Here is a 24824-nt window from a genome sequence, read left to right as displayed (position 1 = left end):
GCCGGCGCCGGGGACGCGTGCGCCCCGGGGAGCGGGTCAGGCGGTGAGCGCCCGGTAGAGGTCGGGCCGGCGGTCGTCCAGGTAGGAGTGCTCCCGGCGTGCGGCGGCGACGGCGTCCGGCGCGACGTCGCCGACCAGGAGCTCCTCGCCCGGTCCGGCACGCAGCGTCTCGGTCCCGTCCGGCCCGATGAGCGCGCTCAGGCCCGCGTAGGACAGGTCGCCCTCGGTGTCGCAGCGGTTCACGTAGGCCACATGGAGCTGGTTCTCCAGGGCGCGCACGGGCACCACCCGGGTGGGGACCTCCGTGAAGGGGAGCATCAGTGCGGTCGGCACGACGAGGAGCTCGGTGCCCGCGAGGGAGTGTGCGCGCACGGCCTCGGGGAACTCCACGTCGTAGCAGATCAGGAGGCCGACGCGGAACCCGTCGAGGTCGGCCTGGACGACCGGGTCGGCCCCCGGGGAGAACGCGTCCCGGTCCAGGTCGCCGAACAGGTGGGCCTTGCGGTAGGCGGCCAGGCGCGCACCGGTGCCGTCCACGAGCTGGACGGTGTTGTACACGGCGCCGTCCGCGCGCTCGGGGAATCCGTAGACGAGGGCGACGCCGGTGTCGGCGGCGATCGCCGCGACGGCGTCCGCGAGGGGCCCGTCCGCGGGTTCGGCCATCCGGGCCACCGTCCCGGCTCCGAGGGCGTAGCCGGTGAGCGACATCTCGGGGCCGACGAGCAGGCGGGCCCCGGCCTCGGCGGCCTGTGCGGCGCGGCCGGCGAGCCGGCCGAGCGCGTCGGCGACGTCGCCGCTGCGACCGGCCCCCTGGTCCAGGGCCACACGCAGTGGTCCGCGCGTCATGGGCCGCCTCCCCCTCGGTCGTTCTCGGGCCGCGTCCACTCTAGGCGGGAGATCGTGTCGGAACGGTGCGCCGGAGCAGTGGAAACGTGCGTCTTTCCCCCGTGACTCCGCTCTTCCTTGCGTGTTGGGGCGCGTTCGTGCGCGCATCGCCGCGTGGGCCCGTCCCGGCGGCGGACACGGCGCCGGGGCCGGGGAGGGTCCCCGGCCCCGGCGCGGGCGTGCGGTGCGGCCTTCCCGCCCGGCCTAGACCCCGGACGCGGGCACGCGCTCCAGTGCGGAGCGGCGCATGCCGTAGCCGAAGTAGACGGCCAGTCCAACGACGAGCCAGGCCCCGAAGGCCGCCCACACGCTCGGCGACATGCTGAACATGAGGTAGGCGCAGGCGAGCACCCCCAGGACCGGCGTGACGGGGGCGCCGGGCACGCGGAAGGCGCGCGGGAGGTCGGGGCGGGTGCGCCGGAGCACCAGCACGGCCACATTGACCAGGGCGAACGCGAAGAGGGTGCCGATGGAGGTGGCGTCCGCGAGCGGCCCCAGGGGGACCAGCGCGGCGAGGAGCGCGATGAACACGGAGGTGATGACCGTGTTCGCGCGCGGGGTGCCCTTGGCGTCCACGGTGGAGAACGCCTTGGGGATGAGCCCGTCGCGGGACATCGCGTAGAGGATGCGGGTCTGGCTGTAGAGCACCACCAGCACCACGCTCGCCAGGGCGAGGACCGCTCCGGCCGCGAAGACGACCGCCCACACCGGGGTGCCCGTGACCAGGGTGAGGATCCCCGCGAGGGACGTCTCGCCGTCCACGAAGCCGGTCCAGTCGAGCGCGCCGACGGCGGCGAAGGCGACCAGGCAGTAGATGGCGGTCACCAGGACCATCGAGAACATGATCGCGCGGGGCAGGTCGCGCTGGGGGTTCTTCGCCTCCTCGCTCGCGGTGGAGACGGAGTCGAAGCCGATGTAGGAGAAGAACAGGGTGGCGCCCGCGGCGCTGACCCCGGCCATGCCCATCGGCATGAACGGGGCGAAGTTGCCGTCCTGGACGGCGGTGATCGCGATCGCGACGAACATGACCAGGATGGCGACCTTGACGGCGACCATGACCGCGTTGACCCGGCTGCTCTCGCGCACCCCCGCGAGCAGGGCGAACATGGACAGCAGGACCACGATCGCGGCGGGCAGGTTGACCACGCCGCCCTCCAGCGGCCCGGCGAGCACCGCCCCCGGCAGGGACAGGCCGGTGGTGAGGTGGAGGAGCTCGTCGATGTACTGCCCCCAGCCGACGCCGACGGCGGCGACGGACACGCCGTAGGTGAGCATGAGGCACCAGCCGCACACCCACGCCATGAACTCGCCGATGGTGGCGTAGCTGTAGGAGTAGGCGGAGCCGGAGGCGGGGATCATCCCGGCCATCTCGGCGTAGGCGAGCGCGGAGAACAGCGCGGTGACGCCGGCGAGCACGAAGGCGAGGACGACGGCGGGACCGGCCACGGGGACGGCCTCGCCCAGCACGACGAAGATGCCCGTGCCGAGGGTGGCGCCGATGCCGATCATGGAGAGCTGCCAGAAGCCCATGTGCCGCTGGAGGCCGGTGCCGTCGCTGGTCTCGGCGACGAGCTTCTCGACCGGCTTGCGCCGGGTCAGCCGCTCCCTCAGTGCGGGCACGCCGACGGGCGCCGCCGCGTCCGCCGGGGTCTTCTGGTCGACCACGTGACTACTCCTCGTTGCTGTGGGCGGGCACACCTGTCCCCCGGGAAGGGATGTGGGAGGTGAAGGGGCGTTTCGTGCCGGAATCAGCCCGAAAACGCCCTCAGTAACCGTAGCTGCGTTACCCAGGTAACATGACCCACATTCGTTGCGTCTGTCCCCGGGAAGCGGCGCATCCTTGCGCTTCCGCGCAAGAAAACGCGGGCGGGTGTGAGCGATGGCACACGCGCGCACTCCGCGCGGCGGGGCTCCCGCCGCGTGCCGCCGCCCGGGTCCGGACACGCGAACGGCCGCGCCGCACCCCAGGGGGTGCGGCGCGGCCGTCGTCGGAAGATCCGGGTCAGCCCGCCACGGCGACGGTCGGCCGGCCGGACTCGGCCCCGGCCTCGCCCATCTCCTCGGCGATGCGCATGGCCTCCTCGATGAGGGTCTCCACGATCTGGGACTCGGGCACGGTCTTGATGACCTCGCCCTTGACGAAGATCTGGCCCTTGCCGTTGCCGGAGGCCACGCCCAGGTCGGCCTCGCGGGCCTCGCCGGGCCCGTTGACGACGCAGCCCATGACGGCCACGCGCAGCGGCACCTCCATGCCCTCCAGGCCGGCGGTGACCTCCTCCGCGAGCGTGTAGACGTCCACCTGGGCCCGGCCGCAGCTCGGGCAGGAGACGATCTCCAGGCCGCGCTCGCGCAGCCCCAGCGACTCCAGGATCTGGGCGCCGACCTTGACCTCCTCGGCGGGAGGCGCGGAGAGGGACACGCGGATGGTGTCGCCGATGCCCTCGGACAGCAGCGCCCCGAAGGCGACCGCGGACTTGATGGTGCCCTGGAACGCGGGGCCGGCCTCGGTGACGCCCAGGTGCAGCGGGTAGTCGCAGGCGGAGGCCAGCTGGCGGTAGGCGTTGACCATGACCACGGGGTCGTTGTGCTTGACCGAGATCTTGATGTCGCGGAAGCCGTGCTCCTCGAAGAGGGAGCACTCCCACAGCGCCGACTCGACGAGGGCCTCCGGGGTGGCCTTGCCGTACTTCTGGAGCAGGCGCTTGTCCAGCGAACCGGCGTTGACGCCGATGCGGATCGGGGTGCCCGCCTCGTTGGCGGCCCGCGCGATCTCGGCGACCTTGTCGTCGAACTTCTTGATGTTGCCCGGGTTCACGCGCACGGCGGCGCAGCCGGCGTCGATCGCCTGGAACACGTACTTGGGCTGGAAGTGGATGTCGGCGATCACCGGGATCTGCGACTTCTTCGCGATGATCGGGAGCGCGTCGGCGTCGTCGTTGGTGGGCACGGCCACGCGGACGATCTGGCAGCCGGAGGCGGTGAGCTCCGCGATCTGCTGGAGCGTCGCGTTGATGTCGGAGGTACGGGTGGTCGTCATCGACTGGACGGACACCGGGGCGTCCCCGCCGACAGGGACGTTTCCGACCATGATCTGCCGCGTCTTGCGCCGGGTCGCCAGCGGGCGCGGCGGGGTGGCGGGAATACCGAGATCGACGGTCACGCTTGATTCACCTCGTCTGCCGCCGGAGGGGGGCGGCACTTGATTCGTCGGTTATCGGGAAAGGGCGTCCGGCGAGCGCGCGGCGCCGCGTCCGGGGTCACCTCGCGCGGCTGCCTCCGCTGCACCGTCGTTCCCGGATCGCGATCTCCAGGTTACCCGCCCGTGGAAGGGCGCCCCTCGCGAAGCGCGGAACCGGTGCGCCAGCTGAAGATTACCGGCCTCCGGGGGTGGTCGGCGTCACGCCGGAACCGCCCCGCGACCGGGGTGGACGGCCGGTGTCGGCCGGCCGTCCGCCCGCCGTCGCGCAGGTGTGCGTCAGCCGAAGAGTCTGACCGGGTTGAACAGGTCGGCGACGAGCAGGACCACGCTGAACACGAGGAAGCACGCCACCACGACGTAGGCGACCGGTGTCAGCATCGCCACGTCCACCGGGGCGGGCTCGGGTCGTCGGAACAGCTTGGCCCAGCCGCGCTTGAGCCACTCCCAGAGGGCGCCGGCCATGTGGCCGCCGTCCAGCGGCAGGATCGGGAGCATGTTGAAGGCGAACAGGAACAGGTTCACACCGGCCAGGATCTGGAGCATGATCGCCGCGGTGTCCGCGACGGGCAGGCCCTGGGCCATGATCTCGCCGCCGATGCGGGAGATGCCGACGATGCCCACCGGGGAGTCCTGGTTGCGCTCCTCCCCGAGGAACGCGGCGGCGAACACCTCCGGGACCTTGCTGGGCAGGGAGATGAGCGCCTCGCCCACGCCGACCATCATGGTGCCCATCTCGGCGGCGGACTCGCCGACGGTGAGCGGGGCGCGCTCCTGGGCGAAGACGATGCCGAGGAAGCCCACGGTCTCGGTCTGGTAGACCCGGTAGCCGTCCGCGTCGTACACGGGCTCGCCGTCGGCGTCGGTCTCGTAGAGGATCTCGCCCTCGGCGTCGCGGGCCGGGAGCTCGTTCTCGACGACGTCGACGTCGAGCGGGACGCGCTCGCCGTCGCGCTCGACCACGACCTCGGTGCTGCCGAGGGACTCGCGGATCTGCCGGTTGGCGGTGTTCCAGTCCGGGGTGGACTCGCCCCCGACGGAGACGATGACGTCGCCGGGCAGCATCCCGGCCTCGGCCGCCGGGGTGGGCGGCACGTCGGTGCAGTCGGTGACGGAGCTGCCGACCGGGACCATGCACTCGTTGACGAGCCCGATCTCGGTGGTGCTCCTCGGGACGCCGATGCCCATGAACAGGACCGCGAGCAGGATCGCGGCGAGGACCACGTTCATGCCGGGGCCGGCGAACATCACGATGAGCCGCTTCCACGGCGCCCGCTGGTAGAACTGCCGGTCCTGGTCCTGCGGGGAGAGTTCGACGTAGGAGGCCTCACGGGCGTCCTCGGCCATGGCGCGCCAGCGGGACAGCTTGCGCGAGCCGCCGTCCGCGCTCCGGCGCGACGGCGGGAGCATGCCGACCATGCGCACGAAGCCGCCCAGCGGCACCGCCTTGATCCCGTACTCGGTGTCGCCCCGCCGGAAGGACCACAGGGTCCTGCCGAAGCCCACCATGTACTCGGTGCACTTGATCCCGAACATCTTGGCGGTGGAGAGGTGGCCCAGCTCGTGCCAGGCGATCGAGAACAACAGCCCGAAGACGAACAGGACGATCCCGACCACGGTCATCAGGGCGACCATGCAACTCTCCTCTAGGCGGTGTCAGGCCTGGCGCGCGAGGAGCTCGCGCGCACGTGTGCGGGCCCAGGCGTCGGCGGCGTACACGTCGTCCAGGCTCAGTCCCACGCTCTGGTGCGACGCTCCCCCGGGGCGGTCCGTTCGCCGGTGCTCCGAGACTACCCGGGAGACGGTGTCCATGATGGACGGGAACGCGAGGTTTCCGCGGAGGAAGGCGTCGACGGCCTCCTCGTTGGCGGCGTTGTACACCGCGGGGGCGGTGCCTCCCGCGGCGCCGACCTCGCAGGCGAGCCTGACGGCGGGGAAGGCCTCGTGGTCCAGCGGCTCGAAGGTCCAGGTCTGGGCCCGGGTCCAGTCCATGCCGGGGGCGGCGCCCGGGACCCGGTCGGGCGCGCCGAGCCCGTAGGCGATGGGGATCATCATGCTGGGCGGGCTCGCCTTGGCGATGGTGGAGCCGTCGACGTACTCGACCATCGAGTGGACGATCGACTGCGGGTGGACGACGACGTCGATCCTGTCGAAGGGCATGTCGAACAGCAGGCTGGCCTCGATGACCTCCAGCCCCTTGTTGACCAGGGTGGCGGAGTTGACGGTGATGACCGGCCCCATGCTCCAGGTGGGGTGGTCGAGCGCCTCGGCCGGTGTGACGCCGGCCAGACCGTCGCGGTCGCGGCCCCGGAACGGGCCCCCGCTCGCGGTGACGACCAGGCGGCTGACCTCGTCGCGGCGGGCGTGCACGTGGCCCTGCGCCGGACTGGCGAGCTGCCCCTCGGGCAGGTACGGGAAGCACTGGGCGATGGCGAAGTGCTCGGAGTCGACCGGGACGATCTGGCCGGGCCTGGCGAGGTCGCGCACCAGCGGCCCGCCGATGATGAGGGACTCCTTGTTGGCCAGGGCGAGGGTGGTGCCCGCGCGCAGCGCGGCCAGGGTGGACTCCAGGCCCAGGGCGCCCGTGATGCCGTTGAGCACGACGTCGCAGGGGCTCCCGGCGAGCTCGGCCACGCCCTCGGCGCCGACCAGGACGGCGGCCCGGCTGCCGTGCTCGGCGAGGGAGCGCGAGAGGTCGGCGGCCCGCCCGGGGTCGGCGACCGCGACCAGCGGCACGTCGAGCTCGGCCGCCTGCTTGGCGAGCAGGTCGGCCCTTCCGCCGCCCGCGGCCAGGCCCACCACGCGGAAGCGGTCGGGGTTGCGCTGGACGATGTCCACGGCCTGGGTCCCGATCGAGCCCGTGGAGCCGAGGATCACTACTGTTCGCTGCTGTTCTTCTCGCACGGCTCCATTGTCCCGCACCGGGCGGGCCTCCGGAGGTGCCTGTGGACAACCCCGGACGGGCCGCGCGGGCGCCGCCCGGCGGACCCCGGAGTCACCGGGTCTTTACAACGCGTGCGGGTTGGCCTAACTTAACCCGTGAGTAAGTTACCTCACGGTTGCGTGAGGCGCCGATCACCCCCTCGGCGCCCGCGGACACCGGCCTCCCGATGGCGACACGGCGCGAGGACCCATCGGCCCTCCCCCGCCCCCCTCACCCCCGAGGTCCCCCCATGCGCCCTGTGAGAAGCGCCCCCCGTCCCGTACCGCCGGAGGACGGAGGCCCCCCGGCCCCGACCGCCGCGCGAGGACCCGCCCGCCTGCTGTCCTGCGCGATCGCGGCGGTCCTCGCCGCCGCCGTCCTCCACCCCGCGCCCGCCTCCGCCGCCGTGGGCGCCTCCGTCTCCTACGAGACGATCGTCAGCCACGACGGCACCGAGCTGAGCGCGAAGGTCATCACACCGACCGGTGTCGAGGGCCCCCACCCCCTCCTCGTGATGCCCTCCGCCTGGGGGACGCCCCAGATCATCTACGTCGGGGCGGCGGCCAGGCTCGCCATGGAGTCCGGCTACCAGGTCGTCGCCTACACCTCGCGCGGCTTCCTGGACTCCGGAGGGGAGATCGAGGTCGCCGGCCCCGACGACCGCGCCGACGCCGGCGCCGTCATCGACTGGGCCCTGGAGAACACCGAGGCCGACCCCGACCGCATCGGCATGGCCGGGATCTCCTACGGAGGCGGCATCAGCCTGCTGACCGCCGCCGAGGACGACCGGGTCAGGGCCGTGGCGTCCCTGAGCGGATGGGCCGACCTGGCCGCCTCCCTGTACCCCGGCGAGACCGTCAACAGGCAGGCGGCCGAGCTGCTCCTGCTGGCGGGCAACCTCACGGGCCGCCCCGGCGAGGACCTGTCGGAGATGGAGGAGGAGTACAGGCGCGGCAACATCCGACCCGCCCTCGACCTGGCCCCGGACCGCTCCGCCGCCACCAAGGTCGACGCGCTCAACGCCAACGGCACGGCCGTGATGATGGCGCACGCCTGGAACGACGGCATCTTCCCCGTCGGCCACGTCACCGACTTCTACGAGGAGCTGGAGGGCCCCAAGCGCCTGGTGCTCGCCCCCGGCGACCACGCCACGCAGGAGGCGTTCGGGGCGCTCGGCCTGCCCGACGAGGTGTGGGAGTCCCTCGGCGACTGGTTCGACCACCACCTCCGGGGACAGGAGAACGAGGTGGACGCCGACGGCCCCGTGCACGTCAGGCCCAACAACGGGAGCGGCGGGTGGACCTCCCACCCCGACTGGCCCTCGGTGACCGGCGGCTCCGACGAGTACTACCTGGCCGAGCCGAGCGGCGACTGGTTCCGCTGGCAGAGCAGCGGCGCCATGGGGACCGAGCCGGCCACGGGGTGGGACTACCGCTTCCGGACCGGGATCGGCACACCGGCGGAGAGCGGCACCGTCCTGCTCTCCGGCGCGCTCCAGCAGTTCTTCGACATCCCGACCGGGGTCCTGCTGCCGACGGTGGACCGCTACCGCGCGGCCGTGTGGACCAGCCCCGCCTACCCGGACGGGGTGCGCGTGGCGGGCACCCCCGAGGCGACGTTCACGTTCACCCCGACCGCGGAGGACCAGTCGGTCTTCCTCCACCTCTACGCCGTCGACGGCAACGGGGCCGGTTCGCTGATCTCCCACACCCCCCACACCCTGCGCGGCGCCGTCCCGGGCGAGCCGGTGACGGTCACCGCCGAGCTGGAACCGGTCGTCTGGGACGTCCCGGCCGGGCACCGGCTGGCGGTCGTGGTCGACAGCCGGGACGCCCGCTACACGAGCGAGAGCGCCCTCGGGGACCGGGTGGACGTGACCTCCCCCGAGGACGCCCCCACACGGGTCACGGTGCCGCTCGCCTGACCGGCGCCCGGTCGGCACCGCCCCCGCTGCGCCGACCGGGCGCCCCCGGGCCGCCTCCGGCACGGCCCCCGCGCCGGAGGCGGCCGACCGCACTTCCCCGCCCTCCGAGACACAAACTCAAAGTAGCCGTTGAGTTACCCAAAGTGTGCAAAGATCGTGGGCATGACCTCGTCCACCTCACACAAGATCCTCGCCCCCCTGGCCGCCGTCGCGGTCGCCCTGGGAGGACTGGCCCTCGTCGAGAGACTCCCCGCACCGGCCTCCGCCGTCACCCGGGCCGCCGGGACGCCGCAGCACGCCGCGCCCGCCCGCGCCAGTGGTGAGGCGACGACGCGCGTGGACGGGATCTCCCACCAGACGGCGGCCGTCACGAGCACCCAGCACCGGGCCGTGCTGGACTACTGGACCGCCGAGCGGATGGCCGCGGCCCAGCCCATCACCAGCATGCTGGAGGGAGCCCTCCTGCCGCCCGCGGCGCACCCCGCCCCGGACGGCGTCGACCACCAGGCGTCCCCGCGCGCCGACAGCCGGGGGGAGCGCTGGACCGCCGGCGGCCTGGTCACGAAGACCACCGGCAAGGTCTACCTGACCATGGACGGCCGCGACTTCACCTGTTCGGCCTCGGTCGTGGACTCCGCCAACAAGAGCACCGTGGTCACCGCGGGCCACTGCGCCAAGGACGGCAAGGGGTCGTGGGCGCGCAACTGGACCTTCGTGCCGGGCCACGACGCCGGGAAGGACCCGTACGGCAGGTTCACCGCCCGCGACATGCTCGTCGCCCCGCAGTGGTCGCGCGAGGCCGACGACAGCTACGACTTCGCCATGGTGGTGCTGAACAAGAGCGGCGGGACCGCCGTCCAGGACGAGGTCGGGTCCCAGCGGATCTCGTTCGGCTCCTGGACCGCGGACAAGGTCCGCGACGGCGTGCAGGTGTACACGTTCGGATACCCCTCGGCCTCGCCCTTCGACGGCCAGGACCTGCACTACTGCTCGGGCCGCACCAGGCCGGACACGGGCGGCACCACCGCCAACGGCGTGCGGTGCAGCATGACGCAGGGGTCCAGCGGCGGGCCCTGGTTCACGGGCTTCGACACCTCGACCGGACGGGGCACGATCTCCTCGGTGGTCAGCTTCAAGTACGCCGACGACCGCTCCACCCAGTACGGCCCCCGGCTGGGCGCGGAGGCGCGCAAGCTGTACGACCACGCCGCGGGGCTCTAGGACGTGGTCCGCGGGCGCTTGCGGTCGGCCCGGCGCCTGCGCCGATCGCCGCGAGCGGTCGCCGGGCCCTCTCCCGCGGGACGAGCGGCCAAGGTCGGCCCGGGTTGCGGCCGTCCGGGCGCGGTCGGCGCGGTGGGAGGCGGCCCGACGGCCGCCTCCCCGGCCCGGGCCGGGGAGGCGGTGGCCGCCGCTCCGGCGGGCGTACGGGAGGGGTCCGCGACCGGGCGCCGCCGACGGGGCGGCGCCCGGCCCCGCTACAGGTCGATGCCGGTGAGCACCAGGACCCGCTCGTAGGTCAGGTCCGTCATGGCGGCGCGCACGCCCTCCTTGCCCACGCCCGACTGCTTGACACCGCCGTAGGGCATCTGGTCGGCGCGGAAGGTGGGGACGTCGCCGATCACCACGCCGCCGACCTCCAGTTCCCGGTGCGCACGGAACGCGGTGGGCAGGTCGCGGGTGAACACCCCGGCCTGGAGGCCGAAGTCGCTCTCGTTGACCGCCGCGAACGCGGCGTCGGTGTCGGCCACCCGCTGGACGACCAGCACCGGTCCGAACACCTCCTGGCGCACGACCTTCGCGTCGGCGGGCGCGTTCGCGAGCACCGTCGGCGCGACCGTCACCCCGTCACGGGTGCCGCCGGTGAGCAGTTCGGCGCCGTCGGCGACGGCCTCGTCGATCCAGGCGGCCACGCGCTCGGCGGACGCCTCGTTCACGAGCGGGCCCACGTCGGTGGCGGGGTCGGAGGGGTCCCCGACGCCGAGGGCCTCCACGCGCTCCACCAGCCGCGCCACGAACTCGTCGTGGACGGAGTCCTCGACGATCACGCGCTGCACGCCGATGCACACCTGCCCGGCCTGGTTGTTGCCGAACAGCGCGACCCGCTGCGCCGCCCAGTCCAGGTCCGCGTCGGCGAGGACCACGGCGGCGGCGTTCCCGCCCAGCTCCAGGGTGACGTGCTTGCGCGGCGCGAGCCGGGGAAGCTCCCAGCCGAAGGCCCCGCCGGTGAAGGAGATGACGGGGAGGCGCTCGTCGGTGATCAGCGACGCCGCGCGGTCGTTGGGCATGGGGAGCACGGAGAGCATGCCGCCGGGCAACTCGGTCTCCGCGACGATCTCGCCCAGGATCAGGGCCGTCATCGGGGTGGCCGGCGCGGGCTTGAGGACGACGGGCGCGCCGACGGCGAGGGCCGGGGCGACCTTGTGGGCGACCAGGTTGAGCGGGAAGTTGAACGGCGAGATGCCCAGGACCGGCCCCTTGGGGACTCGGCGGACCACGGCCATCCGGCCGACGCCGCCCGGGTCGGTGTCCAGCCGCTGGAGCTCGCCGCTGTCGCGCCGGGCCTCCTCCGCCGCCCAGCGGAACACGGAGACGGCGCGGCCCGCCTCGGCGCGGGACCACTTGAGGGGCTTGCCGCTCTCCGCGGTGATCGTCCGGGCGATCTCCTCGGACCGCTCGCCGATGCGCCGGGAGATGTGGACGAGGGCGTCGGCCCGTACGTGCGCGGGCAGGGCGGCGGCCTCGGCGGCGACGGCGTGGGCCGCGGAGACGGCCTGCTCGATCTGCTCGGCGGTCGGCACGGCGACCGCGCCGACGGACTCGCCGGTGTAGGGGTTGACGACAGGGATCTCGGTGTCGCCGGTCGCGGCGGTGCCGGCCAGCCAGAACGGGTGCGTGGACATGCCCGTGACGCTAGTGCCCGCGCCTCGCCGCCCGCTTTGTCCATTTTTTCCACTGGAGTGTCGTTCCTTGGCCACAGTGGCGCAACCGGCACGGAGCGCCCCGGTGGGGCGGCCTGAGACTCCTGGGATCCTTGGGATGCGGTCGAGGGATCTTTGGTCAACCGACTGGCGCCGGAGGTCTCCTTCGTCCAAAGTGGGGAGGAGGGCTCTGCCAGCGTGTTCGGGCGGACCCTCGGGTCCGCCGCCGCCGTCGGGAGCCCGGGAGTGCTCATTGCCACTTGTCTACCGCACGCTCGTCGCCGTCCCGGAGCACAACGGCGACCTCATCGACACCACCTCGACGGTGTTGTCCCGCTGGCTCAGCAAACGCGGCAACTCGGGCGCGCGGGTGGACTTCTCGGCCTCGGGGCGCCACGATCTGAGCAACCGCTCCCGGGCCCTGGTGGTCCGGCACGACAACGACGACGAGGGACTGCGCTTCCTCCGGCTCACCACGGAGTCCGACAAGCCCGACGGGGTGTGGCGGACCGTCGCCACAGCGGTCGTGGACCCCGAACTCGCACCGTGGCGGTACGTGTGGATCGACATGGCCGTCGACCCCGCCCCCGCCGAGCGCGCCGCGGCGGACCCTCCCCGCCTGGACGTCATGCCCCCCGAGGCCGCCCGCATGCTCCTCGACTCCGTGGACGCCCACGACGGCGAGCACCCGATGCCCCCCGCCCCCCTGATCGTGCGCGGACGCGACGACGCCCTCATGGACACGCTCGTGTCGGCCATCCGCGACCCCGTCAGACGCATGGCGGTGGTGGCGACCGGGGCTCCCCGGGACGTCACCGTCGCCGACTGGCGCGACGCCATGGCGGGTGCCATGGCGCGCTGCACCGGGATGTGTGCCGCCTACGTGCTCGACGCCGCCGCCCTGGAGCGCGTCGGCTCCCTCCTCCCCCGGGGGCTGGACGTCCCCCCGGGCGGGGTGCGCACGTTCTTACCGGGCGTCGACCTGCTCGACGAGGACGACGCCCCCCGCCACCCCCGGATGAGCCCGGCCACGCTCGACACCGCCCGCGACGGCGAGCGCATCCGCAACTGGGTGGGCGCGGCGCTGTCGCGCCGGGTACGCGACAACGCCCTCGACGTGAGCCTCCCCGACCCCCTCCTCGCGGTCGACGCGCTCCTCTCCGAGGAGACCGACGACCTGCGCGCGGCTGTCCGGGCCCCCTCCCCCGGCCCCGTCCGCGCCGCCGCGCACCGGGCGGTCCCCGGCCCCGCCGCCCTGGCCTCCGAGCAGGAGCGCGAGGCCCAGGAGCAGCAGGTCCAGCGCCTGAGGGAGGAGGTCACGCGCCTCAGTACCCGGGTCGCCGAACTCTCGGAGGAGCGCCAGGGCCTCCTCGCCGAGACGGCCGACCTCGCCGAGGAGCTCGACAGCGCGCGGGACCACGCGCGCGCCGCCGCCTACGAGGTCCGGTGGCTGCGCGACCGGGCCCGCGAGGCCGGGCAGTTCCGGCTGGCGGCGGCCCCGGCGCCGCGCGACCCGCGGCGGCGTCCTCCCCGGAGCGTGCGCGAACTCCTGGAGCGCGTCACCGACGGAACCGCGCTGCCCCACCTGTTCTTCACCATCGAGGCGCAGACGGTGTACGAGCTGTCCGACAGCCGCAAGGAGGCCCTGTGGGTCACCCGCGCCTGGGAGGCCCTGCTGGCCCTGAACGACTACGCGCGCTACCAGTTCGACAACCCCGGCAGCGGGCTCGGGTTCCACTCGTACCTGAAGGAGACGCCCGACGGCTACGAGGTGATCCCGGTCAAGCGCCTGGCCTCGCAGGAGTCGGACCACGTGCGCAACCGGGGAAAGCTCAACGACAAGCGCCTCTTCCGGGTGCCGGAGGAGGTGGAGCCCGGCGGGCGCGTCCCGATGTACGCCCACATCAAGCTGGACATCGAGTACGGGATCTGCCCGCGGCTGTACTTCTACCCCCACCTGGGGCCGGGCACGACCAACCGCGTCTACATCGGCTACCTGGGTCGCCACCTGCCCGTCCAGCAGTCCAACTGAGCCCGTCACCGCGCCGGTACCGCGGGCGCGGAAGGGCGCTCCCCGCGCCCGCGTACCCTGGGGGCCGTGACGGGAACGAGTACCGGGGCGCCGACAGCCCTCGCCGAGACGGAGTGGCGCGGGCGCGCCGAGAGGCACGAGCGGCGCGTGGACGCGCTGGTCGCCGACCACCTGCGGCGGCGCCGCGAGGGCGTGCCCCACCCGGTGGAGGACTTCCTGTTCACCTACTACAACCTCAAGCCCTCGCAGCTGCGGCGCTGGCACCCGGGCGCCGGGACGGCGCTGCTGGGCGAAGGGGCCCGCGCCCGCCTGTCCGAGCGGTTCTACACGGAGCTGCCCGACGGGGCCGTCGCCGTGGACGCCGGGGAGTTCCTGGCGGCGCGGCCCGTGCTGGGCTTCGTGGAGAAGCTCCTGTCGTCGGTCGCCTCCCGCCCCGCCCACCTGGGCTGCTTCGGCCTGCACGAGTGGGCGATGGTGTACCGCGCGGGACGTGTGCGCCACGGCCAGGTGCCGCTGCGGCTCGGCCACGAGGGCACCGACCGCGTCGTGGAGTCGCACCGGATCCAGTGCTCGCACTTCGACGCGTTCCGGTTCTTCACCGAGGCCGCGCGCCCCCTCAACGCGCTCCGACCGACCCGCGAGCGGCAGTCGGAGCTGGACCAGCCGGGCTGTCTGCACGCCAACATGGACCTGTACAAGTGGGCGTACAAGCTCTCCCCCGCGGTGCCCTCCGAGCTCGTGGTGGACTGCTTCGAGCTCTCGCGGGAGATCCGGACCCTGGACATGCGCGCGTCCCCCTACGACCTGGCGGACTGGGGCTACGAACCGGTGCGCATCGAGACGGCCGGGGGCAAGGCCGCGTACATGGAGGCGCAGAGGGGCTTCGCCGAGCGCGGCGCCGTGCTGCGCGAGCGGCTGCTGGACGCCTGCCGGACCCTGCGGGCGGCCTGACCCCGGGCGGACCGGGGCCGGGACGGGAGGCGCCGGGCGGGGGCGGCCCGGCGCGTCCCGGCTCCTCGGGCGGGACGGTCCGTGCTCAGCCCACGCCGTGCACGATGCGCTCGGCCAGCTTCTCGTCCGGCCGGATCTCCCCCGCCAGGATCTGCTCCGCGTAGTGGCAGGCCACACGGTGGGTGCTGCCCTCGGCGGCGCCCCTCACCGGGCGCAGCTCCGGGCGCTCGGTGTCGCACAGCTCCTCCTGCCGCCACGGGCAGCGGGTGTGGAAGCGGCAGCCCGACGGCGGGTTCGCCGGCGAGGGCAGGTCGCCGGAGAGCAGGATGCGCTCGCGGGCGTCCTCCACCTCCGGGTCCGGAACAGGCACCGCCGACATCAGGGACCGCGTGTACGGGTGCATCGGCGTCTCGTACAGCTCGTCGCTGGAGGCCTCCTCCACCAGCGCCCCCAGGTACATCACCCCCACCACGTCGCTGACGTGGCGGACCACCGCCAGGTCGTGGGCGATCACCAGGTAGGTGAGCCCGAGTTCCTGCTGGAGGCTCTCCAGCAGGTTCAGGACCTGTGCCTGGATCGACACGTCCAGGGCCGACACAGGCTCGTCGCAGATGATGAGGTCGGGTTCGAGCACCAGCGCCCGGGCGATCCCGATGCGCTGCCGCTGGCCCCCGGAGAACTCGTGCGGGTACCGGGTGAGCGCCTTCGAGGACAGCCCCACCCTCTCCAGGGCGTCCACGACCCTGCGGTGCTGGTCCTCCAGGACCAGCTTCCGCCGCTCGGACCTCCCGGCGGGCGCCCCGGGGCCGTCGCCGCCCCCGTCGGGGCCGCCGATCCCGTGGGTCTGCAGCCCCTCCAGGAGGATCGAGCCGATGTTCTGCCTGGGGTTGAGGCTGCCCAGGGGGTCCTGGAAGACCATCTGGAGGTTCCTGCGCTCCCGGCGCATCGACTCGGCGTCCAGGCCGGCCAGGTCGCGTCCGCCGAACAGCACCTCCCCCTCCGTGACGTCCACCAGCCGCAGCACGGCCCGGCCCAGGGTGGTCTTGCCGCAGCCGGACTCGCCCACCAGGCCGTAGGTCTGGCCCTCCTGGATCTCCAGGCTGACGCCGTCGACCGCGCGCACGTGGCCGATCGTGCGGTCGAACACCACCCCGCGCCTGATCGGGAAGTGCACCTTGAGGTCGTTGATCCGCAGCAGGCTCATCCCTGCGCCTCCTCGTCGTCGCCGACCACCGCCGGGCTCTCCAGTACCGTCCGGTCCACCACGTCCGCGTGCCGGACGGGGTTCACGCAGCGGTACGCGTGGCCGGCTCCGGCCGCCCCGTCCGCCGCGCCGCCGTCCGCCGCCGCGGCCCCGCCCCCCGCTCCCGCGGTGACCAGCTGCGGCGGGCCCTGGAGGCACTCCATCGTGTAGTGGTCGCACCGGGGCGCGAACGCGCACCCGTCCGTCCAGGCGATGTTGTCGTTGACCGAGCCGCGGATGGGGGTGAGGGCCTCGCCCCGGGGGGCGTCCAGCCGGGGGATGGAGCCCAGCAGGCCGACGGTGTAGGGGTGCGTCGGGTCGGCGAACAGCGGCGCGCGCCGCGCCGTCTCCACCGCCCGGCCGGCGTACAGGACGTTGATGTCGTCGCACAGGCCGGCGACGACGCCCAGGTCGTGGGTGATCATGAGCAGGGAGGTGCCCTCCTCGGTGACCAGGTCCTTGAGCAGCTCCAGGATCTGCGCCTGGATGGTGACGTCCAGGGCCGTGGTCGGCTCGTCCGCGATCATCAGGCGGGGCCGGCAGGCCACCGCCATGGCGATCAGCGCCCGCTGGCGCATGCCCCCGGACAGCTGGTGCGGGTACTCGCGGAGCCTGCGCGTCGGGTCGGGGATGCCCACCCGGTAGAGCAGGTCGGCCGCCTCCTTCGAGGCCTTCGATCCCCGCAGGCCCCGGTGGCGCCGGAGGATCTCGGTGACCTGGCGGCCGATGGGCACCACGGGGTTGAGGGAGCTGAGGGGGTCCTGGAAGATCATCGCCAGCTGGGATCCGCGCAGGTCGCGCATCCGCCTCTGCGAGAGCTTCAGGAGGTCGGCCTCCCCGCCGGGCAGCCGCATCACCGCGCTGCCGCCGACGCTCACCCCCCTGTCGGGCAGCAGGCCCATGAGGGCGAGCGAGGTGACGCTCTTGCCGCAGCCGGACTCGCCGACCAGGCCGGTGACCCGGCCCTCCTCCAGGGTGAAGGACACCCCGTCCACGGCCCGGACCTCTTCCGGGTCGGAACCGCGCCCGCGGAACACCACGGACAGCTCGTCCACCGCCAACAGCGGCGTGCTGGAACTCATGGTCACTTCCTCAGCTTCGGGTCGAGCGCTTCCCGCATCGCCTCACCCAGGAGGGTGAAGCCCAGGGCGGTGACGATGATGGCCAGGGCCGGGTACACGGCCAGCTGCGGGGCGCTGGACAGGAAGCGCTGGGCGTCGGCGAGCATCGTCCCCCACTCGGGGAAGGCCGGGTCCGGGTTGCCCAGACCCAGGTAGGACAGGGCCGCAGCGTCGATGATGGCGGTGGCCAGGGTGAGGGTGGACTGCACGATCACCGGGCCCAGCGAGTTCGGCAGGATGTGCGTGAGCGCGATCCTGCGCTTGCGCACCCCCAGCGCGCGTGCGGCCAGGACGTAGTCGCGGTTGCCCTGGGAGATCATCGCGCCGCGCAGGAGGCGGGCGAAGACCGGGACCTGGGCGACGCCGACGGCGATCATGACCGTGGTGAGGCTCGGCCCGACGAGGGCGGCGACGGTGACCGCGAGGAGCAGCGTCGGCAGCGCGAGCATCATGTCGATGACGCGCATCACCACGTTGTCGAGCTGGCGGCCCCAGCGCCCGCCGAGGACCGACGCGGCCCCGGCGGCGCCGCCCAGGAGCGCGCCGGCGCCGAAGCCGACCAGGGTGGCGACCACGCCGACCATGAGGGTCTGGCGGGCGCCGACGACCATGCGGGAGAACTGGTCGCGGCCGAGGTTGTCCAGCCCCAGCCAGTTCTCGCCGCGCGGGCCGACGAAGATGTTCTGGTTCGGGAACACCTCGTCGCCCCAGGCCTGCGAGGTGGGCGAGTAGGGCGCGATGAGCGGTGAGAGCAGGGCCACGGCGACGAACACGACGACGATCACGGCGCCGGTGATCGCCATGGGGCTGCGGCGCATCCGCGCGAAGGCGGTGCGCCAGATCCCCGAGCCGTGGCCGCTCTCGTCGCGCTCGCCCATGAGCTCGGCGAGGCGGTCGACGCGGGCCGCCTTCCGTCCGAGGAGCGGGCCCCCGGCGTCCGACGCGTCCTCGGCCCGGGACGGGTTCTGGGAGCTCGGTGTCGTTGGCATCACTGGGCCCGCACTCTCGGGTCGAGGAGGCTGTAGGAGATGTCCACCAGGAGGTTGATGAACACGTACATGGTGGCGATGAGCAGGATGAACCCGGTGAGGACCGGGTAGTCGCGGGTCTGCGTGGCCGCGTACACGAACGAACCGATCCCGGGGAACGCGAACACGCTCTCGGTGAGGACCGCGCCGGCGAACAGGCTTCCGGTGAGCAGGCCGATGGACGTGACGACGGGGAGCATGGCGTTGCGCATCACGTGGCGGGTGCGCACGGTGTTGCGGTGCAGGCCCTTGGCGTTGGCGGTGCGGACGTAGTCCTCCTCCAGCACCTCCAGGACACTGGCGCGGGTCATGCGGACGATCACCGCGAGCGGGATCGAGGCGAGCGCGAGCCCGGGGAGCACCAGGTGCGCGAGGGCGTCGGCGACCACGTCGAACTCGCCGGTCCGCAGCCCGTCCAGGACGGCGAACCCGGAGAGGTCCGTGCGGCTGATGCCCGGGGAGAGCCGGAACGCGGACGGGAACCAGCCCAGCCGCTCGGCGAAGACCACCTTCAGGATGAAGGCGAGGAAGAAGACCGGGGTGCAGATCCCGAGGAGGGACCCGCCCACCGCGGCGAAGTCCAGTACGGACCCGCGCCTGCGCGCGGCCAGGTAGCCGAGCGGGATGCCCACCGCGGTCGCGATGAGCATCGCGGTGACGGCGAGCTCGAAGGTGGCCGGGAAGCGGGTGAAGAACTCTTCGAGGACCGGTCTGCCGGTCTGGAGGGAGGCGCCCAGGTCTCCCTGGAGGATGCGGCGCAGGAAGGCCAGGTACTGGACCGTGATCGGTTCGTCCAGGCCCAGGGAGCGCCGCAGCTGGGCTCGTTGCTCGGAGGTCGCGTCGTCGGGGAGGAGGGCGTACTCGGGTCCGCCCGGCAGCCGTTGCAGCCAGACGAACAGCAGGATCGACAGGCCGCCCAGTGTCGGGATCAGCTGAAGGAGACGCCTGACGATGAATCGCAGCACCTTCGCCGCCTTTCGCCAGTGTGGGAACGATGGACGCGAAGCGTCCCCGCCGGGGTGTGGCGGGGGTTCGGGTTGTACGGGTGTCCCGGTCGGCGCGGAGCCGCACGGTCGGTGCGGTCGGGGGGCGCGGCGGCCGTTGGAGGTCGTGCACGTGTGCGGGGATCCGGCCTCCGGAGGCGGAGGCGGCGGCCGGACGGCCCCACGGGCTTCCATGGGGCGTTCTCCCGGTGGCGGCCGGCCCGCGCGGTGCGGGCGGCGGCCCCGGACGGGCCGCGGGCCCGACCGGCCGGTGAGGGCCGGTCGGGCCCCGGTCCCCTCCCCCTGTCAGGGGGCGGGGCGGGCTACTGCCAGGAGGCCTCGAAGAACTTCTCCTGGGTCAGCGGGCTGACCTGGGGAGGGTTGACGTTCTCGGCGAAGGCGATGGACGGCGGGGAGCTGGAGAGGGGCAGACCGGGCAGGATCTCCATGATCTGCTCGTTCAGGTCCTGGTAGGCGGCGACGCGCTCCTCGTTGTCCGGGTTGCTGCTGGCCTCGGCCATGGCGTCGAACAGCTCGGGCTCGTCCATGCCCCAGGCGTCGTTCTGGGTCGAGAACCAGGTGCCGATGAAGTTGTAGGCGTCGTTGTAGTCGCCGGTCCAGCCGAGCAGGTACATCGAGCAGTTCCCGCTGTCGGTCTGCGGGACGTACTCGGTCCACTCGAAGGACTTGGCCTCGACCGTGACGCCGACCTCCTCCAGGTCCGAGACGATGACGTCGAAGATGTCGCGCGGCGCGGGCATGTAGGGGCGGGTGACCTCCGTGGGGTAGCAGAAGTCGACCTCCAGGTCCTCCTGCCCCGCGTCGGCGAGCATCTCCCTGGCCAGTTCCGGGTCGTAGTCGTAGGTCTGGACGTCGGGGGACCAGCCGTCGAGGGTGTCGGGGTGGAACTGGGTCGCCACCTCGCCGCCCTCGGGGAGGATGGTGTCGACGATGCGCTGGCGGTTGACCGCGTGCGAGAGCGCCTGCCGGACCTCCAGGTCGGCGAGGGCCTCGTTGGTCTCCTGCTGGTAGGCCAGGTAGAGGACGTTGAACACGTCCCGGGTGGGCACCTGGAATCCGGCCTCCTCCAGGGGCTCCACGTCGGCGGGGGCGACGAGGTCGTAGCCGTGGATGTCCCCGGCCTCCAGCGCCTGGCGGCGGGCGGTCTCGTCCGGGATGGCCCGCAGGATCATGGTCTCGAAGCCGGCCTCCGTGCCCCAGTAGTCGCCGAAGCGGGAGAGGGTGACCTCGGCCTGGTCGCGGTTCCACTCCTCCACGGTGAACGGGCCGGTGCCGGCGACGGTGCCCACGTTCTGGGTGTAGTCGGGCAGCGAGTAGTTGCCCTCCTCCCCGGTGATCTCCTCGTCGGCGATGGCCTCCAGCGTGGTGGGGCTCATGATGCCGAACGCGGCGAGGCTGAACCCGCCGGGGAAGATCGAGGAGTACTCCGAGATCGTGATGACCGCGGTCAGGTCGTCCTCGGCCTCACAGGAGACGTAGCGGGACTCGGGGGTGTCCTCGCTCTCGTTCTCCGCGAAACCGCCGAAGACCGTCTGCCAGTAGTACGAGTTGTTGGAACTCTGCCAGGCGCCGGTCAGATTGTGCCACCGGTCGAAGTTGGCGCACACCGCCTCGGCGGTCAATTCGTCGCCGTCGTGGAACTGCACGTTGTCGCGGAGGTTGAAGGTCCAGACGGTTCCGTCTTCCGACTGTTCCCAGGTCTCGGCGAGTCCGCCGACGATCTCGCTCCCACCTGATTCGTGGTCGAGAAGGGTTTCGAAGACCTGGCGGCTGTAACGGAAGGTTTCCCCGTCACTGGTGAGGAAGGGGTCGAGGGTCCTGATGTCGCCTGCGGAGGCGAAGACGAACGGGGCGGATTCGTCTGTGCCGCCGCCCTCGCGCGTGCTCTCCGCGCACGCTGTCGCCACCAGCGTGAGCGCCGCCGCGGTGGCCACGAGGGCCAGCGGCTTTCGGGAAGACTTCGTGAACATGGTCCACCTCAATGTGGGGCGGGGGTATGAGGCCCGAGATCGATTGAGTGGACCCTAGACCGGGGGGAGACCGGCAGGGAAGGTAGACGGCTGGGTATTAATACAACCGTTTCAGATCTGTGCCGTGATCCATAGGCGCGTTTTGGCGTGCGCGCTGTCCAACGGACACCCATTACCACGGGAGGCCGCCGTGACGACACCCGTCCCGCTTTCCCCGGGGCTCCCGTGGAATTGCGGAACGCATTAACCGATCATCGGATGAATTAACGTATGCGACACGAAGTCCGCATCGGGACGTTGGTCCCCGATACTCGGACGCCCCCTCGGCAGCCCTATGATCTCCGGATGACCACACCCCTTGACGACGCGGCCCTGACCGCGTTCCTCGAAGGCCAGGAGACCGCCTGGCTCGCCGAGCAGCTCATGCTGATCGCCGACGAGGACCCCATCACCAGGATCCGGCTGACCGGGGCCGCCGGCTCCGAGAGCGCCGTGGACGACGCCCGCGCGGCCGTCCTCTCCGCGGTCGCCGACCACCGCCCGGATGAGGCCGCCGAGGACTCCGACGACGACGCCCTGCACCGGGTGCTCGACCTGCTCGACGACCTCGCCGACTACGGTTTCGAGGACGAGACCTCCGACATCGCCGACGAGGCGCGCGAGATCTACCTGACCCGCCACGGGGAGGACGACAGCGAGCACCTGGCGCGCCTGCACTCCCTCGCGGACGCCGAGGACGAGGAGTAGGAGGCCCCGGAGCGGGTCTGGGGCCCGTGCGCCCCGGCCCCGCTCCCCCGGCCCCGCGGGCGGGTCCTCCCGCCCGTCAGGCGTCCGCCGCCCGCATGCACTCGCCGACGTACTCCAGCGCCTGCTCCGTGAGGGTGTCGACGTCGCTCCGCACGTCGAACTCGCGGCCGGGCTCGTCCGGGCCCAGCCTCTCCAGGGTGGCCAGCTGCGACTCCAGCAGGGCGGGCGGCATGAAGTGGTCGGCCCTGGCCGCCATCCGCTCCAGGATCACCTCGGCGGGCCCCTGCATGTGCAGGAAGCACACCCCGGGCGCCCCTTCGCGCAGGACGTCGCGGTACTCGCGCCTGAGCGCCGAACACGCCATCACCGTCGACTCCCCGAGGGCGTCGTGCGCCGAGATCCACGCCGCCAGGTCGCGCAGCCAGGGCCATCGGTCGTCGTCCGTCAGGGGGACGCCGGCCGCCATCTTCTCGATGTTGGCCCTGGGGTGGAAGGCGTCCGCCTCGGCGAACGGCAGACCGAGGCGCTTCGCCACGTACTCGGCGACGGTGGTCTTGCCGCTTCCGGCGACGCCCATGAAGACAAAGTGCATGGTCTCTCCGTGTCCTGGTGCTCCTGCGGGGACGCAAGCGCCACCACTAATAGTGATATCAATCAATCCGGCTAGGCTTCAGGCTGGAACCCGGCCGGTTGTGGCCGGACCGGACGAGCGCGGAGCACAGGGAGCACGATGGGCACCGACCACCGCACGCTGCACAACCGGGTGCTGGCGGTCCTCGGGCCCGCGATCGCCGCGGACGAGTACGCGACCGGCCACACGTTCACGCTCCAGGGGCTCGAGCAGGACTTCGGGGTCTCCCGGACCGTGGCGCGCGAGGCCGTACGCGTCCTGGAGTCGATGCGCCTCGTGGTCAGCCGCCCGCGCACCGGGATCCGGGTGCGGCCCCGGCGCGACTGGAGCGTCTTCGACCCCCAGCTGATCCGCTGGCGCCTGGCCGGTCCGGGCCGTATGGAGCAGCTGCGCTCGCTCAACGAGCTGCGCGCCGCCGTCGAGCCCGGGGCCGCCGCGCTCGCCGCCGCGCGGGGCGGCGAGGAGGAGCGGGCCCAGCTGGTGGTGGTGGCCGACCAGATGGTCCTCACCGGTCGGGCCGGGGACCTCGCGACCTTCCTCGAGCTCGACATCACCTTCCACCGCCGCATCCTGGAGCTCTCCGAGAACGAGATGCTCGTCGGGCTGGCGCAGGTGGTGGCCGAGGTCCTCGTCGGCCGGACCTCCTACGACCTGATGCCGCGCAACCCGCGCCCGGAGGCGCTGCGGCTGCACAAGACCGTCGCCCAGGCCATCCGGGACGGCCTCCCCGACGTGGCCGAGGCCGCGATGCGGTCCATCGTCACCGAGGTCTCGGACGCCCTGGAGCACGACCCGAAGGCGTACCCGGCCCCCTGAGGGGCGGGCGGGCCGGAGCCCGCCCGCCCGCGCGTCACAGCACCAGGCTGAGCCCGAAGGCGAGACCGAACCCGATGAAGCCGATGAGGGTCTCCATGACGGTCCAGGTCTTGAGCGTGGTCTTGACGTCCATGCCGAGGAAGCGCCCGACCAGCCAGAAGCCGGAGTCGTTGACGTGCGACAGGGCCGTGGCGCCCGAGGCGATCGCGATGACGATCAGCGCCAGGTCGATGGAGGTCAGCCCCGGCGCCGCCTGCACGGCCGGGGCGATGAGCCCCGCGGCGGTGGTGATGGCGACGGTCGCCGACCCCTGCGCGACGCGGAGGGCGAGGGCGATGACGAAGGCGGCGACGATCACCGGCAGGCCCGTGGCCTCCAGCGAGCCGGCCAGCGCGTCGCCGATGCCGCTGGTGCGCAGCACCATGCCGAACATGCCGCCGGCGCCGGTGATGAGGATGATGGCGCAGACGGGGCCGAGCGCCCCTCCGACGATCTCCTCGACCCTCTGACGGGTGAAGCGGCCCCGGCGGAGCACCGTCATGGCGACGAGCACGGTGATGAGCAGGGCGATCGGGGTCTGGCCGATCAGCTGGAAGACCTGTACCCACAGGGCGTCCGCGGCAACGGTACCGGTGGCGGCGAAGGCGGAGACGCCGGTGTTGGCGAAGATCAGCACCATCGGCAGCAGGAGGATGCCCAGGACCGTGGCCAGGTGCGGCGGGTCGTCGTGCTTGACGGTGCCGTCGGACATGACGTCCTCGGGGACCGGGATCTCGAAGCGCTTGCCCGCCCAGAGCCCGTACAGGTAGCTGGAGAGGTACCAGGTCGGGATCGCCAGGAGGAGGCCGACCAGCAGGGTCAGGCCCATGTCCGCGCCGATCTCCACGGCGGCGGTCACCGGGCCGGGGTGCGGGGGCACGAAGGCGTGCATGACCGCGAAGGCGCCCGCGGTGGGCAGGGTGTAGGTCAGGACCGACCCGCCGACGCGCCGGGCCACGCTGAAGACGATCGGCAGCATGACGATGAGGCCGACGTCGAAGAACAGCGGGAAGCCGAACAGCAGCGAGGACACACCGAGGGCGAGCGGGGCGCGCTTCTCCCCGAAGAGCCTGATGAGCGCCCCCGCCAGCACCGCGGCGCCGCCGGTGATCTCCAGCAGGCGCCCGATCATGACGCCGAGGCCGACCAGGAGGGCGACGTTGGCGAGCGTGCCGCCGAAGCCGTCCAGGAGGGTCGGCATGACCCCGGACACCGGGATGCCGGCGGCGAGGGCGGTCAGGACGCTGACCAGGACGAGCGCGATGAACGCGTGCATCCTGAAGCGGATGATGAGGAACAGCAGGAGCGCGATGGCGCCCGCCGCGATCCCGAGGAGCGGACCCGTCCCGTAGACGGGCTCGAAGTTCTCCACGACGGAGCCTTCCAGTGGACTGAT

Annotated in this window: 19 protein-coding genes; 6 read left to right on the top strand and 13 right to left on the bottom strand. The window is 72.6% G+C overall.

From position 1 onward, the window contains the following. Positions 1 to 36: 36 nt before the first annotated feature. The 5 genes from ACFQBR_RS18280 to dxr form a co-directional block, all read right to left on the bottom strand. Entirely contained in the window at positions 37 to 846 is an 810-nt protein-coding gene (locus ACFQBR_RS18280) for a carbon-nitrogen hydrolase family protein (RefSeq protein ID WP_267948415.1), read from the bottom strand. Positions 847 to 1089: 243 nt separating this feature from the next. Then, positions 1090 to 2550 carry an amino acid permease gene (locus tag ACFQBR_RS18275; RefSeq protein ID WP_344181467.1) on the bottom strand — a complete coding sequence of 487 codons (1461 nt, stop codon included), beginning with the start codon at positions 2548 to 2550 and terminating at the stop codon, positions 1090 to 1092. A gap of 337 nt (positions 2551 to 2887) precedes the next feature. Continuing rightward, positions 2888 to 4045 carry a flavodoxin-dependent (E)-4-hydroxy-3-methylbut-2-enyl-diphosphate synthase gene (gene ispG / locus ACFQBR_RS18270; RefSeq protein ID WP_267948413.1) on the bottom strand — a complete coding sequence of 386 codons (1158 nt, stop codon included), beginning with the start codon at positions 4043 to 4045 and terminating at the stop codon, positions 2888 to 2890. Between the two features lie 315 nt (positions 4046 to 4360). Then, complete coding sequence (locus tag ACFQBR_RS18265) at positions 4361 to 5716, bottom strand: M50 family metallopeptidase (RefSeq protein WP_267948412.1); 1356 nt, start codon at positions 5714 to 5716, stop codon at positions 4361 to 4363. Positions 5717 to 5737: 21 nt separating this feature from the next. Next, complete coding sequence (gene dxr / locus ACFQBR_RS18260; protein ID WP_344181502.1) at positions 5738 to 6958, bottom strand: 1-deoxy-D-xylulose-5-phosphate reductoisomerase; 1221 nt, start codon at positions 6956 to 6958, stop codon at positions 5738 to 5740. A gap of 296 nt (positions 6959 to 7254) precedes the next feature. Between dxr and ACFQBR_RS18255 the strand changes: the two genes are divergently transcribed. Next, on the top strand, positions 7255 to 8928 hold the full coding sequence (locus tag ACFQBR_RS18255; RefSeq protein WP_344181464.1) for a CocE/NonD family hydrolase: 1674 nt from the start codon (positions 7255 to 7257) through the stop codon (positions 8926 to 8928). Positions 8929 to 9090: 162 nt separating this feature from the next. Then, on the top strand, positions 9091 to 10149 hold the full coding sequence (locus ACFQBR_RS18250) for a trypsin-like serine peptidase (protein ID WP_344181462.1): 1059 nt from the start codon (positions 9091 to 9093) through the stop codon (positions 10147 to 10149). A gap of 254 nt (positions 10150 to 10403) precedes the next feature. Here ACFQBR_RS18250 and ACFQBR_RS18245 read toward each other — a convergent pair whose 3' ends face one another. Next, entirely contained in the window at positions 10404 to 11828 is a 1425-nt protein-coding gene (locus tag ACFQBR_RS18245; RefSeq protein ID WP_267948408.1) for an aldehyde dehydrogenase family protein, read from the bottom strand. A gap of 271 nt (positions 11829 to 12099) precedes the next feature. Between ACFQBR_RS18245 and ACFQBR_RS18240 the strand changes: the two genes are divergently transcribed. Together ACFQBR_RS18240 and ACFQBR_RS18235 are read left to right on the top strand one after the other, a co-directional pair. Next, complete coding sequence (locus ACFQBR_RS18240) at positions 12100 to 13878, top strand: hypothetical protein (protein ID WP_344179622.1); 1779 nt, start codon at positions 12100 to 12102, stop codon at positions 13876 to 13878. Positions 13879 to 13944: 66 nt separating this feature from the next. Continuing rightward, the gene (locus ACFQBR_RS18235) at positions 13945 to 14829 is read left to right on the top strand and encodes a 3-methyladenine DNA glycosylase (protein WP_267948406.1); all 885 of its coding nucleotides are present in this window, start codon (positions 13945 to 13947) and stop codon (positions 14827 to 14829) included. 85 nt (positions 14830 to 14914) lie between these two features. Here ACFQBR_RS18235 and ACFQBR_RS18230 read toward each other — a convergent pair whose 3' ends face one another. The 5 genes from ACFQBR_RS18230 to ACFQBR_RS18210 all read right to left on the bottom strand — a co-directional run bounded on the left by ACFQBR_RS18230 (position 14915) and on the right by ACFQBR_RS18210 (position 21195). Further along, on the bottom strand, positions 14915 to 16033 hold the full coding sequence (locus tag ACFQBR_RS18230; protein WP_267948405.1) for an ABC transporter ATP-binding protein: 1119 nt from the start codon (positions 16031 to 16033) through the stop codon (positions 14915 to 14917). After that, positions 16030 to 17154 carry an ABC transporter ATP-binding protein gene (locus ACFQBR_RS18225; RefSeq protein ID WP_344179698.1) on the bottom strand — a complete coding sequence of 375 codons (1125 nt, stop codon included), beginning with the start codon at positions 17152 to 17154 and terminating at the stop codon, positions 16030 to 16032. The genes ACFQBR_RS18230 and ACFQBR_RS18225 overlap by 4 nt, the downstream gene beginning before the upstream one ends. Before the next feature lie 2 nt (positions 17155 to 17156). Continuing rightward, positions 17157 to 18182 (bottom strand): ABC transporter permease, encoded by a 1026-nt coding sequence (locus ACFQBR_RS18220; protein ID WP_267948403.1) that lies wholly within the window; start codon positions 18180 to 18182, stop codon positions 17157 to 17159. Next, on the bottom strand, positions 18182 to 19186 hold the full coding sequence (locus ACFQBR_RS18215; RefSeq protein ID WP_267948402.1) for an ABC transporter permease: 1005 nt from the start codon (positions 19184 to 19186) through the stop codon (positions 18182 to 18184). Before ACFQBR_RS18215 ends, ACFQBR_RS18220 begins: the two co-directional genes overlap by 1 nt. A 341-nt stretch (positions 19187 to 19527) precedes the next feature. Then, on the bottom strand, positions 19528 to 21195 hold the full coding sequence (locus tag ACFQBR_RS18210; protein WP_344179702.1) for an ABC transporter substrate-binding protein: 1668 nt from the start codon (positions 21193 to 21195) through the stop codon (positions 19528 to 19530). Between the two features lie 345 nt (positions 21196 to 21540). On the opposite strand from ACFQBR_RS18210, the gene ACFQBR_RS18205 reads away from it, so the two are divergent. Then, positions 21541 to 21942, top strand: a complete 402-nt coding sequence (locus tag ACFQBR_RS18205) for a hypothetical protein (RefSeq protein ID WP_267948400.1) — start codon at positions 21541 to 21543, stop codon at positions 21940 to 21942. A 76-nt stretch (positions 21943 to 22018) separates the two neighbouring features. Here ACFQBR_RS18205 and ACFQBR_RS18200 read toward each other — a convergent pair whose 3' ends face one another. Next, complete coding sequence (locus tag ACFQBR_RS18200) at positions 22019 to 22534, bottom strand: gluconokinase (RefSeq protein ID WP_267948399.1); 516 nt, start codon at positions 22532 to 22534, stop codon at positions 22019 to 22021. Between the two features lie 138 nt (positions 22535 to 22672). On the opposite strand from ACFQBR_RS18200, the gene ACFQBR_RS18195 reads away from it, so the two are divergent. Continuing rightward, the gene (locus ACFQBR_RS18195) at positions 22673 to 23389 is read left to right on the top strand and encodes a FadR/GntR family transcriptional regulator (protein WP_267948398.1); all 717 of its coding nucleotides are present in this window, start codon (positions 22673 to 22675) and stop codon (positions 23387 to 23389) included. 34 nt (positions 23390 to 23423) lie between these two features. Here the strand turns inward: ACFQBR_RS18195 and ACFQBR_RS18190 are convergent, their stop codons facing one another. Continuing rightward, positions 23424 to 24800 carry a GntP family permease gene (locus ACFQBR_RS18190; RefSeq protein WP_344179705.1) on the bottom strand — a complete coding sequence of 459 codons (1377 nt, stop codon included), beginning with the start codon at positions 24798 to 24800 and terminating at the stop codon, positions 23424 to 23426. Between the last annotated feature and the right edge of the window lie 24 nt (positions 24801 to 24824).

The organism is Nocardiopsis tropica (assembly GCF_042660575.1).
GTDB classification, from domain to species: Bacteria; Actinomycetota; Actinomycetes; order Streptosporangiales; family Streptosporangiaceae; genus Nocardiopsis; species Nocardiopsis tropica.
The sequence above is the reverse complement of the archived record's forward strand: the minus strand, read 5'-3'. Positions and strand labels throughout refer to the sequence as shown.